We start from the raw sequence: 16,014 nt of genomic DNA on the forward strand, positions 1-16,014 counted from the left end.
CCATTCTCTTAATCCTCGTTTTTTTCCTTCTCCCATCCAGACTTTAACTGTCGGCCCTGGAGTTTCACCAGATCCACCGTTTAACAAATGTTAACCGGGTCACGGACTAAGAAGCATCGCTTCATCACCGCCGGTTGGGAATTTCACCCGACCCCGAAGGCGACTCTATCCCAACGGACAAAGTCGTTTTATATTTAGTTGATAATCCTATGGTATCGCAGTTTTCGTCATGTTGCAATCTGGGTATATAATTAATGGTGCTTAGCCAGCATTCTTCTTGATATAAATGGAGTCGGGGATATTCCTGGCTCTTATTTCCTTGTTGCGAAATATTCGGACATCTTGTATAATTTACTTATACGCCATATATCATTGCGAGCAGCAAAAGGAGCCGAGATTTTCCCGGCTCTTTTTTATATCACCGCCAACCCTCCAAGTATAAACACCCCCATCACGCCCCATGTTGCAAGCCGAGAATGAACCATATTAAGTAGACCCCATACACCAATGCTAATCCCCACCAGGAGAGGTAATGCCACAATGTAATCCGCAATCCAATGCTGCAAGCCGTCACCAAGTACCTTTTCACCGATCCACTTCCAACCATTGACCTCTGGTATGTCTCCAATTCCATCCCCAACCTTCCCATTCGCTATGAATTTTTCCCATGTGCTAGTCGGATCTACAAACTGTCCGTTATCTTTCATTCCAAAGTGTAAGTGCGGTCCTGTAGAATGACCTGTGTTTCCGCTTAGACCGATTATATCCCCCTCATGGAGTGTTTGCCCTGACTTAACTTTTATATCGCTCATATGCCCATATATGGCTTCTCTGCCATCAGCTAATCGAAGGATGACACCTTTTCCGATGTTCTGGCTTCCATAATCGACTACCCGCTCCACGACTGCTTCCCCTATGGAGTGCAACTGGCTCCCTTCTGGAAATCCAATGTCTATCCCTGTGTGTGGAGTCGGATGAACCTGGCTGACTTCTCCGAATTTAGAAGTTATTCGTACAATCATGATTTACACCGCGCTTTTCATGACTTCGATTAGAATATCCAGAACCATTGGAACAATGTTGATCAGGATAATTCCTAAACCTGCCGACATCATCATGGAATATCCCTTCTCAGGATTTCGAATCATCACCATGATGACACCCCCAAGAGCCACAACCATTGCCACAGGATAGGCCAGCACTTGCACCAATTCAATCAATGGGTCAAAGGCAGTCATGATTTTTGCTGACATATCTGCCTGCTGAGTCGTTACAGTAATAACTTCATGCGCTGAAGCTGGAGTGGCTTTTGTGATTGGAGAGAATGCAAGTGGCAGCATGGATAATCCAAAAGCTAAGCCTGCTGTACTCCCTTTCTTCATCACTTCCATTTCTTCCACACTGATGATGTCCTTCCCTTTGTTCATGAAATCCTTAAAGCTGATCACTTCTTGCTTTTGTCTGAACATGCTGTCTCCCCCTCAAATAAAGTCTTTCACTGTATATACTCGAACATCTAAACCTTCAGATGCTGTCTGCAGTTGTTTCCTTCTTAGCTCTGTTGTCGTGATCCAGATGAATTTCGGCTGCTTCTCGAACACATTCAATTCCATAAGCTTCTTATATCGCTCAATTTTCCCTTTGTTCTTCACCATCTTCTGAGTGTGATCAACTTCAATAATATAAAATTGATTGTTATTTTTAAAAATAGCATCGGCCACGACTGTTACTTTCCCCTTCACTTCCAGCTTCACTTCATTCTTCCATGTGGAAGGGCAGCCGTAGCCGATGAAAAGTGTATTCCTCATGATATAGTGCCTGGCTTGCGTGGTTTTCTTCATCACTTTGGTTGCTCCTACCCGCTCTCGACCTTCTTCATTGAGATAGTAAATGTTCTCGCCATCTTTGAAGCTGTTTAGAAAATCGCCCATGTTCTTCAATACCCTTTGAGCGTTCCTGTCACTTTTCAACCTGTGAAGCTTCTGGATCTGTGACCGGCTAAGATAATCTAGTCTCTTCAATGACAAGAGTATGGCTTCCTCCCTTTGCTGCCTTTCGATTTCCTTCTTCATTCATTTCAACCCTTTCCTTCCGAGGTCTGATATTTATGTGTGGTTGAATGACTTTATTTATCGCATCATTCGAGATATATGGTGTTTGGACTTCAATCAATCCTAAATCCTTATATAATGCCCTTCCTTGAACCGCTGGCAGTTTCTCCGCTCCTGGCTGATCGAGTACCACCTGACTTGCAGTGGCAGTATCGAGGACGAAGCACAACCGCCCTATGCAGTTTCTTTTCACCTGTGAGCTAACAGTCTCGGCTGTCGGGTATTGAGTTGTGTATATAAGCCTGAGACCGCTTGCTCTGCCTTTCCTGGCTATGTCCTTCAATAAAGCCTGGCACTCTTTGTCATCAGCCATATCAGCCGCTTCATCGATGACGATAAAATGTCTTTCCTTTACTCCTGCATCTTTTACATTAGAAAATCCATTTTCCAGCAAATATTCCGTCATGCTATCCATTTCTTCTACTGCTGCTTCAAGTGCTTTAACTGCTTCTTCCACATTCGTTGCATAGGCCTTCACTTGTTTTAAATTTCGGTACCGATTAAATTCCAGACCGCCTTTTAAGTCGATAAGGGTAAAAGAAACATTTTCGCCTTGGTTATGCAGCAACGTGTTGATCGTGCAGTTTACCCAGTTAGATTTTCCGAAGTCCGTTGTGCCGGCCACAATGATATGAGCTTTCTTTTCGAAGTCGTAAAGAATCATCCCGCCTCTGCTTTTGCCCACTGGCACCTTCCATCCCTTTGATATTCCAGTTTCAAAGTTGAATTTAGTTGGTAATGGTTCATTGAATACTTTAATCTTCAAAACACCGTCATAAGAAAGCTCTATTTCCTTCCTGACATCTTTTTTCTTCTCCAATAATGCTTTTATATCCTTCGTGATGTTCCTGTTCAATTTAAGACTTCTGAGGTCATCCAGCGATATGTCCACAAGTGATTGTTTGTTATTCAAGCCATCCTGGATATGCTCTTTCTTCAACTCGTAATCGTGGAAGCTTTTACCCAATGGGATTCGATATGCGTATTCAATCCCTACTACCTTTTCACCGTCCTTAATTTTGGACTTCCTGAGTAGCTGCATGTTATCGTCTTTGAAGTCCAGGCCATTCTGAGCACATATTTTCTGAATTTTTGCCGCGTCACTGTTCACATTTTTCTTTTGTAAATAAGAAAATCCCATCAAACCTCCCGCTAAAATGCTGCTAGTAATCTCGAATATCATAAATGGCACCACCACCTTTAAGAATACGAAGTATAGTCCCAAACCAAACGAATAATAGATACAAGTTTCAGTGACTGACTTAGAGCGATTCTTTATGTCGTTTTATTGTTCGCCCTCCGTCATAGTGGAAGAAGGGGGAAACCGTATGATCTAAACGATTTTTCGAGTGCTCCCTATCTGCGAACTTTTTAAGGTATAGTAAATCGTATGCCCAAACGAAATTAAATTGCCTGTCCTCGGAAAGAAAATTCGAAAAAGGGAATAAATGCTTGTCTGTTGAATATATAGACAGGTGATGAATATGAGGTGTAGGATAGAAGAATTGATAAAAGCAAGAGGACTCCAGAAGTCATTCGTGGCTAAAAAGCTGGGGATCAGTGTGAAGCAGCTAAGGAATTATGAAACTGAACACAGTGATATTTCCCTTAAGAAATCTTTCATTCTTGCCGATATATTGGGCGTGAAGGTCGATGATCTTTATGAACGTTAGAAATTAAATTGGTGAAAAGAGGAAATAATATTCATCTGTGGAATACATATTAGTAAAAATTGAATTATTAGGAGGAAATTAAAATGATGTATTTATTAGCTGTTATTCTGCCCCCTGTTGCCGTGTTATTGAAAGGAAAGCCATTTCAGGCATTACTTAATCTGGTACTTACAATTTTTTTCTGGCTGCCGGGAGTCATTCACGCATGGATCGTCATTAATGGAGCAAATGCAGATAAGCGAATGAGGGAACAAGCGAAGATTATTGCTCAAGCAAATAAGCAGCAGTGATCACTTTAAAAATAAAGTACCTTTCTCCAGCTGGCCGAGTTGAACAAAGAGGATCTTTCACACTGAAAGGCCGTAAACCGGAAAAAGTCGCTTTAGATTGGATTAAGCAGATCAGGAAAGAAGTATACTTTGAGGAATTGCTTGAAGTAATTGTGGATGGAAAAGAGGATTTAACTGAAAAGGTCATAGAAATGATGAAAGCCCCACTCGATTAGGAGTGAGGCTTCTTTTTATGGAGCAAGTGCTCCGTCTTTACCGGCTTTTAATGTAACATTAACAGGTGTGTTTTCAGCCATAGAACCGTCTGGATTCAGGTAATAAAGCTTTCCCTTGTAAGTAACGGTGCCAGTCATCATTTCGCCTTTGTCTGGATCTGGATTAAGATAATACCACTTTCCTTTATCCTTTATCCAACCATTTTGCATTTCCCCTTGATCATTGAGGAAATACCATTTATTCTTCCACTTCACCCAGCCGGTTTCCTTTTTGCCTTTTTCGTAGAAGAACCACTTGCCATTTTCCTTCTTCCAGCCTTCCTTCTGTTCAAGAGGTTTATAAGGGTGTTTAATATGCTTACAGAAAGCTTTTATAGGTGCTTCAGCGTAGGCTTTCCAGTTCTCACTAAAATGTTTGAAATCCGCCTCATTATCTAAGAAACAGTACTCAATGATATTGGTTTTTACCGCTCCGGTTCTTCTATTCATGTAGTAATAATCTGCACCATTCGAACCTTTGCGAGTGTAGACCTTTACTGTTTCTTGACCGACTGCTTCCAATTCTTCTTTAATTAGATTAGCTAATTCACCGTCATCATAAATACTGTGTATGACCTCTGCCCGATCACCTCCGCCAGCATTTAGGTGGTTGGAAAAACAATACGTTGCACCGCTGTTTTTAACAGTTGAAACACGTTCGTTTTCTTCCAAATCAACATCTTTGGTACGACTGATGACTACCGGAACACCTAGCGCTTGGAATCGTTCGTATTGATACAGTGAAATTTTCAATGTCCAATCTTCTTCTCTGCCATATTTTGAAACAGCTCCAGGGTCTTTACCACCATGTCCGGGGTCAATTATCAAAATAGGTTTTCTTAACACATTGTAAGGCATATTTCTCCCTCCTATTGTGGTTCCTGATATCGTTTCGCCCGTGCACTATCTTCTATACCAGCTGTGGTCGGATCATTGACCGCATTCCACATACTAGCCGCAATCGTTAACACTACATAAGGATTCTGGATTGCATCTCCAATTAAATTAAAAACAGAACCCCAAGTAGTGAGGTCCTGCGCTGTCAGTCCGAAATATGCGAGAATTGGCATGAAAAATGCTAATCCCATTTGCGCCAAGAATACTGGGTTTTTAAATCTTACTTTCCAGTTAATCATTTGCTTTTCCTCCCTATTGCTTGTTTGCAACGGCTTCAAGAATTAAATATAAAAACCCTCCAGCTCCAAGGGCAGCTCCTGTTACTTTCCAAAACTGCTGTTGGGTAAATGCCTTTCCGTTTAACACATGATCTAAAAGCTTTTGTGTCATTTCCTGTTGTTTCCCTGACTCTTTGAGTACCGTCATTTCGGTGGCTGTTAGCTGCGCTTTGATCTCCATGTTAATCTTTTCTTGCTGCAATCGATATTCTTCCAGGCTTTTTATTCGCTCTTCATGATTGTCTAATCGTTCTGGCACTGTCATCTCCTCCAATGTGGTACCCCCTCTCACCTATTTACCCTTTATAACTGATGGTCAATATCATGCTTCAGTACTATCTTTCTGAGGTGTGGCCAGGATCATATCAGCCTCTTCCTGTGTGATAAATCCTTTGCCGACATAGTTATTAATCTGGGTTTCTGTCACTCTTCCCATGATCCACATATTAAGTAAAAATCCGTACATTTTCACCACTCCTTATACAATGTCCATCAGTGTTAAAATGGCAGCTTCTGCGCTTTCCAACCTGGTCCTCAAATCTAGGTTCTCTTCCACAAGATCGTGGGCAGGATATTCTTCCTTTTTGTCAAGTTGGATGATTTCATCGGTTAAGGTTTCTCCGACTTCCAGTTCATCATCGAGCAAAATAAAAGGGAATTTGATTCCTGTTAAAGAACCACCCTCCCATCTCACATCATTCCCTTCCACAACTGGAGAGAGAATGTTTTCTCGTATTTCTTTAATGTTATGTTCCTGATCGTAGATAACGAGTTTCATAATCTCCCTCCTATGCGTAGGTGATTTCTAGTGTGGCAGCTGCACTAAGTGCCGCATAATATGACCGGCTGTCAGAAGCCACATAAACACCGATGCCTTTAGCTGTACCATTTGCAAATGCTGTTCTAAATGAAGCAGGTAACGTCACCCATGCGGACTCTCCATAGCCAAGGCTTACTGCATGATAGGCACCTGAGACTGTTGGTGAGCTTCCTGGCTTGCTTGTATAACCATGATAGCCTACAAAGATTGGCACTTTGCCAGAATAGCCACCACTGCTGCTTCTTGTTATTTTAACCCGGATATTCTTAATCGTCTTGCCAGTAACCGCTGTGGAAGGTGCAGAACCAAATAACCACAATCCTGTTCGTCTGCCGTATCCCCAGTTACCTTGCTTTACACCATCACCGCCCCAATATCCAGAGGTGCTCCAGTTATCTCCTGAGGATGCTGCCCAGGTCTTTGTTGTTTCTGTGGCCGGTGCCTCTGGAGCAGGTGCAGATGGATAGGTAAATGAACCTTGAATGGTACTGTCAGCCTCGACATAAGTATTGCTTGTCTTGCCTCCAGGTGCCGTTCCTAACCCCCTAATTACTCCACCGGATTGAGCAGCCATTCCGTATGTTTCACCTAAACCAGTACAATTCCGAACGTAGACATTGCCGAAGTATCTGGCATAAATGCCAAGGGCCGCGCCCACAACATTGCACTCTGTGAGCCATAGATTGCCTCCTTCGCCTGCATAAAAACCGCGCCCATTACCTTGACCTTGTACCCGAACGTTGTTTGCGTAGACATATGGTGAGCGAAACACTTCCAGGCCTACTCCGTTTGTAGTTTTCAATGTCAAAAGCTTCACATCGATTTCATTCGTGCAGCCAGTGACGATAATATCTCCTGTGATGTAGTTCAAGACGATTTGCCCATCAAGAGTGATTTTACCTTTGCCTGTAAACCCTTCTATTCTGACATTCTCGTAAATCTCCCGGGCATTGTCATAATGCAACGTGATTAAAATATTGCCATCATTATGCTTCGGAATAGAGTCAATACATGCTTGTATGGTTTTCTTTGCATTAGAAATACCTATTCCACTGTTTAGGTCATTGCCGTTGATTGGATCCACGACGAGCGAGATATCCTGGTCGTTATAGCCGACCACAGAAGGACTTTGCAGTTTAGCTACATACAAATCAGAGAAGCCGCCTGTTTCAGCATTTAAATCCGCGATGACCTCACCATTCGCATCGAGAACCATCATTCTCCCATATCCATTGTTCGTACCGCCCAGGGTCATCGTACCGCCTTGCAATCGATCAAAGAGCATGACACCTTTTATGATATCCCCGGCATCTGTGGTCGTGATTGGTACCCAATCCTCCACATCATTGTCGAAAACATGGGCAATGTTGACCTCAAGTGCTGGGTCTGGATATACCCAAATGGCTTCTGTGTCGGTCGGTGGAGTATCTGACAGGACTTTCTTTTTCTCAAAAATTTCCGCAGCATATGCTCTCGAGACTTTTTGCGCCATCAAGTTCTTCAACGTGCTGATTTGTTTCTCCAAGTCTGATTTCTTGTATTCAATGAAATTGCCAATCTTGAAAGATAGCACTTTTTTAGCTGCAGGATCTACTTCCGTTTCCCTTATCCTCGCTTCCAGGTAAAGAGGTGGATTGTAACCATCATCCTTAATCCTAACAGTACGACCTAAACGGATTTTTTCATGTTCCCGACCAAAGATATGCTCGAGACTTGCCGCTTCACATTCATAAGTGACGATGGCATCTATGCGCTTTTCCAGTTCGTTCTCGGTCAAGGTACGCAATCGGTCAACCGTCATATCGGTATCGGATGACTCAGGCTCATAGATCTCGATGAGGTGGTTTCCGTTATCATCTCCCCATCGTTGCAAAGCCTCTTCATCTTCCACCAGGACGGATATTCTTGTGCCATCGTCTTTCTCAGGTCCAAGTCCGAGCAATGCAGTGACGATACCATTGTTATCTTCTATTCGCTTTACTCCGATTAAATCCTTGCCGAACACAATTTCCTTACCTTCAAAACCTGCTATCTGTTCCCTCATATCCACGTATCTGCCCACAATCCTGTTGCCCTTAACTTCCACCCTATAACGGATTTCTAAGCCAAATTCAGACGCTATGAGCTTTAATAAGGCTAAAGGATTGGTGTGAGTTTCAATGTTAATGGTACGGATATAAGTAAAATCGATGACACCAGGCTTCCACTTAGTGCCTGACAGTGCCAGCTGCACCGCTGTGGAAGAAGTCGCACCAGTCAACGTTTGAGGATAAATGACCTTCGCCTTTCCTAGATCAATAAAGCTTGCATCAGTCCTAACAAGCTTTTCAGTCCGGGAAAATTGTTCTGTTCGATTAATGATATACTCTCTAAATCCTCCATCTTCATCCTGCAGCAGTATCCTGTTTCGCTTTTCAAGCAAGGCTGCCTTTTCAACTTTCGCATTGGCTATGAAGTCAAAAGTATTTATATTCTCCAAGCTATCAGTTCGTATGGCATTGTTGAATTCTGCTTTCTTTGTACTCAATGTGCCCAAGATTTCATCTGACTGCCGGTGCAGAATGTGGATGAGTGTTTCTTTTTCTGGCAATGATTTCACCGCCTTCCCAATAAAAAAGAGAGCTGAAATTCAGCCCTCTCGATCATAATTTTTCACAAACTTTTAACTGAACTATCGTGTCCTATTGTGACGTTAGTTTTATTTTTCCAATGATTCGATTATTTCTTTGTCTTGTTCGACTACCCATTTGTTATCCTCGAAGTATTCCCACGAACCACTTCTTTTCATATAAAACCTGTTATTCAATGACTCTTTTTCAATTATTCTTGGTGGTTGGCTCACTACTACTGAATTACTTGGTATATCTTTAAATACCATGCAATTTGCACCAATTCGTACATTGTCACCAATTTTTACATTTCCAATGATCTTCGCTCCAGCACCAATATAGCAATTATCTCCGATGTTAGGTGATCCTGTTCCTTTCGAATCTGGCAAACGATTAGAACCGATTGTGACTTGATGAAAAATAACGCAATTCTTACCTATAACAGAATCACTCGATACGAAAATACCTGCTATACCATGAGGAAAGCTTGGTCTGGAAAGAAACTTAACTCTCAGGGGGATATAAGAGTTGTAAGATTCAACGTAAAACATGTATAAAATTTTGTAAAACAATCGGATAAACGGAATTTTTGATTGCATGCATTTTTCCCGTATTCTCCAAAATCCCCCTGCCTTGTTGATTAACAATTTTAAAATCATTTACGGCACCCCTTTTTATTTATTCCTCCTTTTATTCTATATTTTTAATATTTATTTACAATAAAAACCGGAAAATTTTATACCAATTCCCTTATTACTTCGTAAGTTCTTTTAGGTTAATCAATAACCAGTTAGCCAATGCTTCCACGCCAGATTTACATGTGTTTTGGTCATAAGGTACAGAATTCGCATCCAAAACCCACTTCCAACAAATTTCAAATGTCGAAGAATACTTAATCCCGATTGAATTAGCGTAGTTTTGAATCATGCCCTCTCCTGCTGTGCTTGCATATCCAGCATGATAGTTTTCAGGGATGAAAGTATATTCTTTCTTCCACTTTCTTGTTAATCGACTAAACAACGATTGAGCCATATGCTGTACATACGATCCAGAAGCAGTTGGAATCCACATAAAATATGTGCCATTGCTGTCCGTGTGGAAATTGTGGAAATCATACATCATGTTAATGTCTGGATGATTGTCAAATACAGATTTGATGTACTGGCTTTCTAGTTCACTTAGTGGTGCAGAGCCGCCATAAGTGCTAGTTCCAGATGTACCTTGAACCCACTCAAAAGGGAAGTTCCTGTTAATATCCACACCATTTGCATTAGTTCTGGTAAAAGCATTCCAGCCACTCGGATTACCGACTGGAATAATGACAAACTTCACATTGAAACGCAACGCTTCTAGTAAAGAGTTATTTTCCCATTTCTCACACATCTGCTTCACGAATAGATAAGTGGATAACGTTGAAGCCTTTTCGTTTCCATGAACTCCGCAAGTGAGAAATACCTTCACTTTCTTCGTTTCTACATCAGCATTCGGAAAAGATGGGTTTAGATAATACACATACATTGGTAATCCTGTCGAATCATTACCCAGCAATTCTTTTGTGATGTAATCTGGATACGCTGTCATTAATCCATCAAACATACTGTAAACATCACTGGCTGTACTCGTTCCGAAGTTTGTATAATCTGCAAATGTGTCATTTGTGGTATAAACTCCGTCAACAGGCAAGTCTATGATATAACGGTCTGGTGGGTTTATGACTCCCTTTTTCAGCAGTACATTCAACCCTGACAATCCCGTATCGCTATTGAAGGTGCTGTAAAATTCTTCATAAGGTAATTTGATACTACCTTTATTTATCTGTCTCGGTTTGTTCGAGTTGTTTGGCTGATAATGCACCCTTATATACTTAGCATTTGATGGTGTAGTCAGGGTTTTCCCTGCATAATCCAAAAGAGGTCTACTTATAAATTGCTTATTCGCATCATAATAAGCAACGTTAAGGAACCCATAATACGTGTAGTCTGTCGAAGGGTTTACAACAATATAATCAGAACTGTTGTATGCACTATTTACAACAAGACTTCCATCAGCACTCGAAAGGTTGTATCCTCTTGAAATTGTACTTATATCAAAGATATTAGATGATCTATTGATAAAGTTTGTTTTCTCGAAACTAATTTCTTTTTCCTTAATGTGTTTGTTTTCAACAACACCATCATTTAGGTTTGTCGCATTGACTTTTTCCATATAAGGTGTAAACCACTTCTCATACGGTAACAACGAAGAACCTTCATTAACCTGTCGTAATAATGAGCTGGTGTGTTGAAAACTTAATCGGATATAAGCTACTCCGCTTGTGATTGTATGAGTATATGTCGCTGTTGCACCACCTGTATCCGACCGATTAATGAACTGTTTATTGGAATCAAACCGACTGAAATGAACAAATCCGTAAGCTGAATATGTCTTACCTACTTCAACAGGAATAAAATCAGTCATGGAATACGAAGATGAAGATGTAACAGTACCATCCAAAGCCAAATATATTCCTTGTGTCACTGTGTTATGGTTGAATAAGTTACTTGATTCCTTAACAAAGTTTACCTTATCAATACCAACAGATTTCTTAGAAATACCAGTACTTTGATATTGCCCTCCTGCTGCCCATGCCGTTCCGTTCCAGTAGTACCATTTACCATCAGCAGTAACTAAATATGAACCTGTCGCTCCAGTAGGGTAAACTGATTGTAGGTCTGCAAGAGTAGCATAAACTCCCTTTGGTGAACCGCTTGCTACACTTGCCACTTTTGTATCTACATAGGCAATATCAGCCTTGCTTGAAGTTAGAGTACCTATTTCTGTTTTATCTGCTTTCTGTTGAACTACATCCGCCAATTGTGCATCAGTTTGAGCCAATCTGTCATTCAAATTCACATATTGTCCACGAGCTTGAACGACTTCGGGATTGTTACTGCCGGCTTCTGCGACCACTAAATCAAATTCACTCTTCACCTGGTTCGCTGTGTTCTCTGCAGCTGTCGCTTTTGTTTCAGCTCCTTCTGCCCTTGTCAACGCTGTGGAAGAGTCAGCAATTGCTGTGTCTGACTTCTCAACGGCACTTGTTAGCAGTGATTCATTAGCGATTATCAGGCTCGTATTGTCTGCCGGTAGTGAACCTTGCAAGCTTGGATCACGCTTCACAAAATAATCAAACTTGGAAGATGAAATGCGGTCATTGTTTTCATCGAAAATCTGGACCGTTCCCTCCACCTTACCAGGCACGGTCATTTCGGATGTGCCTAATTCAAAGACAATCACGTCTCCTGACATAGAACCTTCTCGGATAACGGATTTACCACCAAGCTTCAAAGAGGTTAAATGATAGGTATATGCTGCCGACAAAGGAAACTTATCTGGACCATCATACACTGTGATTTCAAAGATTACTTTGTCATTTGCCACGACTTCCGGGACTTCCCGGAACATCCTGGACTTCATATTTACTTCAATTTGATATCTGTTTTCTACAGCCATCTAGGTTTCCACCTCACTTCTGACTTTTCGATTGCTTCTACAGGCTCAATGACAATATCGTTCATTCCTTTTTCTAGTGGGAAATATTCACCGATAAAAGCCTTTTCTTTCGTTATATCCACACCGTTCTTGGTGATTAAGTTGTTCTGATGGTCAAAGATAACAATATCTCCGGCCTTTGCGATAATGGGCACTCCAGCAGTTTCTGGATTCACTCTCCATGCTTTGAGATCCGTTACATACTGTTCAGTAACTGGAATGGTGCTATGCTGCCACAACTGGACTTGAATCTGAGTTACAGGTGCAGTGGCAATGCTTGTGGAATCCGTCCACAGTTTACGAGAGGATGAGTGCCTTTTTCCGTTTTCATCAATCTTGGAGACATAAGCTTCCCACTTGTTGCCGATGCGCTGGATGCCTAGTACACCGTAGAAGTACTGCCATACCCAGTCATAAGCTCCAAACTCATTCATGATGTCATGCCCATTCACTGCACTACCTGCCCTGATTCTGGCCCATACCGCTTTTGAGTTGGCTGAGCGTTTTGTCATGAGCAGCTTAAACACAAAGTTGTTACTTGCATCCAGACCCGCAATTTCGACTGATCCGACTTCTCCAGCTGAGCCAATCTGACCAAGAATGCCCTCAAGTCTGAAATCTTGTAAAGGCTCGCTCAATGACCTTTTCAATGCTGGCCCATGCCATTTAGTGCCTGTTCCGTAGCTGTCCGGAACAAAGGAATAACCGTTACTCCTGAGAGTACCGGCTTTGGTTCCTTCCTCAATGGAAGTTGTATCTGTCCAGCCTACTGTGGAAGCCATATTATCGGTTAATATCCTTGTTTCAGGTTCGTAAGCGACTTCATCTACATTCAAAGGCATGCCAATCATATTGAGCCTTTCTGCACCATCTGAGACTGCTACGAAGGTAGTATCCGCTTTGATTTCCGCTGTAATGGTTGGATAAGTCTCTGCTGTGCCCTCAATATGAAAAGATGCCGCGTTAATAAAATCAAGTGATTTCTCAACACCAAATTTGTAAGGATCCGGGCAAAGGAAGGTAAGAACTCCTTCACCTACTTCTACAATTTCATCTAAATCCATGCTGCCATCAATGTAAGCATAATAACTTCGATTTGGTTCTGCATCGAAAATTAATTCCTCAGGATTTTCAGTAACAAGCCATTCAGCCATATCCTCTTTCATTTGTTGCAAGTCCATCATGCTGTCAGCAATAATAGCGATTGGTATTTCCAACATCCTGACATTCGTTTTTGTTGATGAAGGATAGGCCCCAGGCATTCCTTCCACATCAAATAGATTGCGAGTGAGTGGAGCAAATGCCGGAATCTTTTTTCCCCTTGTCATCGTTACATATGGTTTTTGTATTCCTCTGAATGTAAAAGACATTAATACTCACCCGCCATTCTGCTCTTTCTACCAGTTTTAAAATTGTTTAAATCGAACAAATCATCATGGATCATTTCAGCCAGTACACGCTTATCCGGTGTAACCATCTGAATGATAATAGGTTGTTTCACTTTTTCATTTGCACTTTGAACCATTTGCCTTGAATCATTGGCAGAATGGATATTGCTTCCCTGTGGAAGCTCAACAATTTCAGGACCGTGTTCTCCTACCCACGTTGCTCCACCTCGGAAATTGTTCGTGCCAGTATAGTTTCGGGGAAGGTTGTAGTCTCCACCACCTGATGATACTCGTCTTTCTTCCACAGTGACTGTCTTTTTCTTGGCTTCTTTGTTATTCCACTGACCTAGCCAATCAACCGCTTTTTTAATTACATCAGTGACAGTTTCGAACACATCGACCACAAAACCTACTGCTTTTACAATGCCATCCATGTTGTCTTTAACCGCTTTTTTGATTTCCGGCATGTGTGGCTCTATCCATTCCCACAATTTCTTCAGTGCAGGGAGAAGGAGGTTTTCAAAGATACCCCAGGCTATTTCTACTACATTCTTGATGACAGTGAAGGCTGTTTCAATGGTTCTTTTAATCGTTGGCATGTTCGCCTGTACCCAACCATACACAGATGCGAGAATAGGGAGGAGGTTGTCCTTGAAGAAAGCCCAAGCATTTCGGACAACTTCAGTGATTTTATTGAATGCTTGCTCTGCTGTCGCTCTTATCGTTGGCATGTGTCCTTGAATCCAACTGTATAAATCCTGATATATCGGTATTATGTTGTCTTTGAAAAACCCCCAGAGAGTTTTAGCTACAGATACAATCCCATTAAATGCACTCTCACCAGTTGCTTTAATTGTGGGCATATTTCCTTCAATCCAGTTATATAACTCACTTAATACAGGGAGAATATTCGCTTTAAAGAAGTTATATACCGCTGTAATAACGTTGAGAAATCCATTAAAAGTATCTCCGGCAATTTGTTCAACTACAGGCATTTTCTCGGTCATCCAGTTAGCGAACTCATTGACAATTGGCATGACCCGCGCCTGAAATGGCTCGAATACACCCATCATTAAGTTTCTGCCTATCCCCTGTAATGCTTCACCGAAAGAGTCATACTTGATTTCGTTAATTTCATTTAGAGTGTCCACAGATCCTGTTACACTCGTTGTCAAGTTTGCCATTGCCTCTACTGCTCCAGCTTCAAGATCTTCAAATTTGGTACCAAAAAGTTGTACACCAATCGTATTCCTTTTCACTGGATCTTCGATAGCGTTGAGAGCTTCCATCATTCTAAGGTAGGCTTCTTTACCTTTTTCTCCACCGGCAGCAAAGTCGTTCATCATTTGTTTAGAGCTTAACCCTAATGCTGCATAGGCTTCTGTTGTAGCTTTGGAACCGTCTTTTGTACGAATAACCATTTCTTTAAATGCGTCACCGACATAATCAAGGTTTCTAACACCCGCCGCACTTGCATTTTCAAAAATTCCGAACATATCTTGTGCATCAAGTCCAGCAGTTTTAAAGTAAACGGAATATTCTTCAATGGTGTCAATGAGATCCTCATTTTTGTTTAATCCGAGTTGCGTTGCTTCCGCTAGCATAGCCATAGATGTGCTTCCATTAACGCCAAATTGTTGCATGAGTTGGTCAGCCGCTCTAATGGATTCAGTAGTTTCGTAACCAAATGTATCCCTCAACATTAGGGCATCCTGAGTAAGATACTCCAATTCTTCGCCCCATGCACTTGTGGCGTTAGTTGCGAATGCCATTGTATCAGCAATATCTTGGAAGGATTCACCGTAATTTCTTTTGTAGATGTTTTTTATTGAGCCTTCCAAATCGCCCATTGCTTCTGCATTCAATCCGGTCTGTGCTTGTAATCCGTTCAGAGCTTTGGTCATGTTGTCGCTGGCCACAAATAGACCACCAATCCCAGCCGCAGCTAAAGCCGCTCCCGCTGCCACTGCTCCGGCCAGAACACCGCCTACCATAGTTGCTGCTCCGCCAAGTTTTCCGAATGTGCCTGATGTTTTGTCGGCTTTTTTATCGGTATTGTCTAGGGCTTCATTCGCTTCACCATTCTCGACCAAGATCCGGCCAAATAACTTGAATAATTCCATCTATTCTCACCTTCTTTCAAGGCAAATAAAAAAAAGCGAT

At 41.7% G+C, this 16,014-nt stretch carries 17 protein-coding genes and 1 riboswitch; of the genes, 3 read left to right on the plus strand and 14 right to left on the minus strand.

The window, feature by feature from the left end; all coding sequences use genetic code 11:
• Positions 1-20: 20 nt before the first annotated feature.
• A riboswitch (FMN riboswitch) is annotated at positions 21-165 on the minus strand.
• Between the two features lie 248 nt (positions 166-413).
• The 4 genes from LGO15_RS19725 to LGO15_RS19740 are packed head-to-tail and all read right to left on the minus strand — an operon-like array spanning position 414 to position 3,294.
• Positions 414-1,022 (minus strand): M23 family metallopeptidase, encoded by a 609-nt coding sequence (locus tag LGO15_RS19725; RefSeq protein WP_226085627.1) that lies wholly within the window; start codon positions 1,020-1,022, stop codon positions 414-416.
• A 3-nt stretch (positions 1,023-1,025) separates the two neighbouring features.
• A complete protein-coding gene (locus LGO15_RS19730; RefSeq protein WP_226085628.1) occupies positions 1,026-1,469 on the minus strand; it encodes a hypothetical protein in 444 nt (147 codons plus the stop codon).
• 12 nt (positions 1,470-1,481) lie between these two features.
• The gene (locus tag LGO15_RS19735) at positions 1,482-2,027 is read right to left on the minus strand and encodes a replication-relaxation family protein (RefSeq protein ID WP_226085629.1); all 546 of its coding nucleotides are present in this window, start codon (positions 2,025-2,027) and stop codon (positions 1,482-1,484) included.
• Entirely contained in the window at positions 1,999-3,294 is a 1,296-nt protein-coding gene (locus tag LGO15_RS19740) for an FtsK/SpoIIIE domain-containing protein (RefSeq protein ID WP_226085630.1), read from the minus strand. The genes LGO15_RS19735 and LGO15_RS19740 overlap by 29 nt, the downstream gene beginning before the upstream one ends.
• A gap of 301 nt (positions 3,295-3,595) precedes the next feature.
• On the opposite strand from LGO15_RS19740, the gene LGO15_RS19745 reads away from it, so the two are divergent.
• The 3 genes from LGO15_RS19745 to LGO15_RS19755 all read left to right on the plus strand — a co-directional run bounded on the left by LGO15_RS19745 (position 3,596) and on the right by LGO15_RS19755 (position 4,289).
• A complete protein-coding gene (locus LGO15_RS19745) occupies positions 3,596-3,784 on the plus strand; it encodes a helix-turn-helix transcriptional regulator (protein ID WP_226085631.1) in 189 nt (62 codons plus the stop codon).
• An 83-nt stretch (positions 3,785-3,867) separates the two neighbouring features.
• Positions 3,868-4,074 carry a YqaE/Pmp3 family membrane protein gene (locus LGO15_RS19750; RefSeq protein WP_226085632.1) on the plus strand — a complete coding sequence of 69 codons (207 nt, stop codon included), beginning with the start codon at positions 3,868-3,870 and terminating at the stop codon, positions 4,072-4,074.
• A complete protein-coding gene (locus LGO15_RS19755; RefSeq protein WP_226085633.1) occupies positions 4,071-4,289 on the plus strand; it encodes a hypothetical protein in 219 nt (72 codons plus the stop codon). The genes LGO15_RS19750 and LGO15_RS19755 overlap by 4 nt, the downstream gene beginning before the upstream one ends.
• 15 nt (positions 4,290-4,304) lie before the next feature.
• On the opposite strand, the gene LGO15_RS19760 is transcribed toward LGO15_RS19755, so the two are convergent.
• The 10 genes from LGO15_RS19760 to LGO15_RS19805 all read right to left on the minus strand — a co-directional run bounded on the left by LGO15_RS19760 (position 4,305) and on the right by LGO15_RS19805 (position 15,974).
• Positions 4,305-5,186: an N-acetylmuramoyl-L-alanine amidase family protein gene (locus LGO15_RS19760; RefSeq protein ID WP_226085634.1), complete on the minus strand. Its 882-nt coding sequence runs from the start codon at positions 5,184-5,186 to the stop codon at positions 4,305-4,307.
• A gap of 11 nt (positions 5,187-5,197) precedes the next feature.
• Entirely contained in the window at positions 5,198-5,464 is a 267-nt protein-coding gene (locus tag LGO15_RS19765; RefSeq protein ID WP_226085635.1) for a phage holin, read from the minus strand.
• A 13-nt stretch (positions 5,465-5,477) separates the two neighbouring features.
• Entirely contained in the window at positions 5,478-5,777 is a 300-nt protein-coding gene (locus LGO15_RS19770; protein WP_226085636.1) for a hypothetical protein, read from the minus strand.
• Between the two features lie 48 nt (positions 5,778-5,825).
• Positions 5,826-5,969, minus strand: coding sequence for a hypothetical protein (locus LGO15_RS19775; RefSeq protein ID WP_226085637.1), 144 nt, complete (start codon positions 5,967-5,969; stop codon positions 5,826-5,828).
• A 12-nt stretch (positions 5,970-5,981) separates the two neighbouring features.
• Positions 5,982-6,281: a hypothetical protein gene (locus LGO15_RS19780; RefSeq protein ID WP_226085638.1), complete on the minus strand. Its 300-nt coding sequence runs from the start codon at positions 6,279-6,281 to the stop codon at positions 5,982-5,984.
• Between the two features lie 10 nt (positions 6,282-6,291).
• On the minus strand, positions 6,292-8,913 hold the full coding sequence (locus tag LGO15_RS19785; RefSeq protein ID WP_226085639.1) for a phage tail spike protein: 2,622 nt from the start codon (positions 8,911-8,913) through the stop codon (positions 6,292-6,294).
• 108 nt (positions 8,914-9,021) lie between these two features.
• Positions 9,022-9,591 carry a serine acetyltransferase gene (locus LGO15_RS19790; protein WP_226085640.1) on the minus strand — a complete coding sequence of 190 codons (570 nt, stop codon included), beginning with the start codon at positions 9,589-9,591 and terminating at the stop codon, positions 9,022-9,024.
• 94 nt (positions 9,592-9,685) lie between these two features.
• On the minus strand, positions 9,686-12,424 hold the full coding sequence (locus tag LGO15_RS19795) for a M14 family metallopeptidase (protein ID WP_226085641.1): 2,739 nt from the start codon (positions 12,422-12,424) through the stop codon (positions 9,686-9,688).
• On the minus strand, positions 12,415-13,833 hold the full coding sequence (locus LGO15_RS19800; RefSeq protein WP_226085642.1) for a distal tail protein Dit: 1,419 nt from the start codon (positions 13,831-13,833) through the stop codon (positions 12,415-12,417). Before LGO15_RS19800 ends, LGO15_RS19795 begins: the two co-directional genes overlap by 10 nt.
• Entirely contained in the window at positions 13,833-15,974 is a 2,142-nt protein-coding gene (locus LGO15_RS19805) for a phage tail tape measure protein (protein ID WP_226085643.1), read from the minus strand. Before LGO15_RS19805 ends, LGO15_RS19800 begins: the two co-directional genes overlap by 1 nt.
• Between the last annotated feature and the right edge of the window lie 40 nt (positions 15,975-16,014).

Origin of the sequence: Mesobacillus sp. S13, from assembly GCF_020422885.1 — a bacterium.
Taxonomy (GTDB): domain Bacteria; phylum Bacillota; class Bacilli; order Bacillales; family Cytobacillaceae; genus Mesobacillus; species Mesobacillus selenatarsenatis_A.

Excerpts from the sequence above, each read along its gene's own strand:
- LGO15_RS19725 (WP_226085627.1), bottom strand. The coding sequence starts at position 1,022 with ATGATTGTACGAATAACTTCTAAATTCGGAGAAGTCAGCCAGGTTCAT.
- LGO15_RS19730 (WP_226085628.1), bottom strand. The coding sequence starts at position 1,469 with ATGTTCAGACAAAAGCAAGAAGTGATCAGCTTTAAGGATTTCATGAAC.
- LGO15_RS19740 (WP_226085630.1), bottom strand. The coding sequence starts at position 3,294 with ATGATATTCGAGATTACTAGCAGCATTTTAGCGGGAGGTTTGATGGGA.
- LGO15_RS19745 (WP_226085631.1), top strand. The coding sequence starts at position 3,596 with ATGAGGTGTAGGATAGAAGAATTGATAAAAGCAAGAGGACTCCAGAAG.
- LGO15_RS19750 (WP_226085632.1), top strand. The coding sequence starts at position 3,868 with ATGATGTATTTATTAGCTGTTATTCTGCCCCCTGTTGCCGTGTTATTG.
- LGO15_RS19760 (WP_226085634.1), bottom strand. The coding sequence starts at position 5,186 with ATGCCTTACAATGTGTTAAGAAAACCTATTTTGATAATTGACCCCGGA.
- LGO15_RS19765 (WP_226085635.1), bottom strand. The coding sequence starts at position 5,464 with ATGATTAACTGGAAAGTAAGATTTAAAAACCCAGTATTCTTGGCGCAA.
- LGO15_RS19775 (WP_226085637.1), bottom strand. The coding sequence starts at position 5,969 with ATGTACGGATTTTTACTTAATATGTGGATCATGGGAAGAGTGACAGAA.
- LGO15_RS19780 (WP_226085638.1), bottom strand. The coding sequence starts at position 6,281 with ATGAAACTCGTTATCTACGATCAGGAACATAACATTAAAGAAATACGA.
- LGO15_RS19790 (WP_226085640.1), bottom strand. The coding sequence starts at position 9,591 with ATGATTTTAAAATTGTTAATCAACAAGGCAGGGGGATTTTGGAGAATA.
- LGO15_RS19795 (WP_226085641.1), bottom strand. The coding sequence starts at position 12,424 with ATGGCTGTAGAAAACAGATATCAAATTGAAGTAAATATGAAGTCCAGG.
- LGO15_RS19800 (WP_226085642.1), bottom strand. The coding sequence starts at position 13,833 with ATGTCTTTTACATTCAGAGGAATACAAAAACCATATGTAACGATGACA.
- LGO15_RS19805 (WP_226085643.1), bottom strand. The coding sequence starts at position 15,974 with ATGGAATTATTCAAGTTATTTGGCCGGATCTTGGTCGAGAATGGTGAA.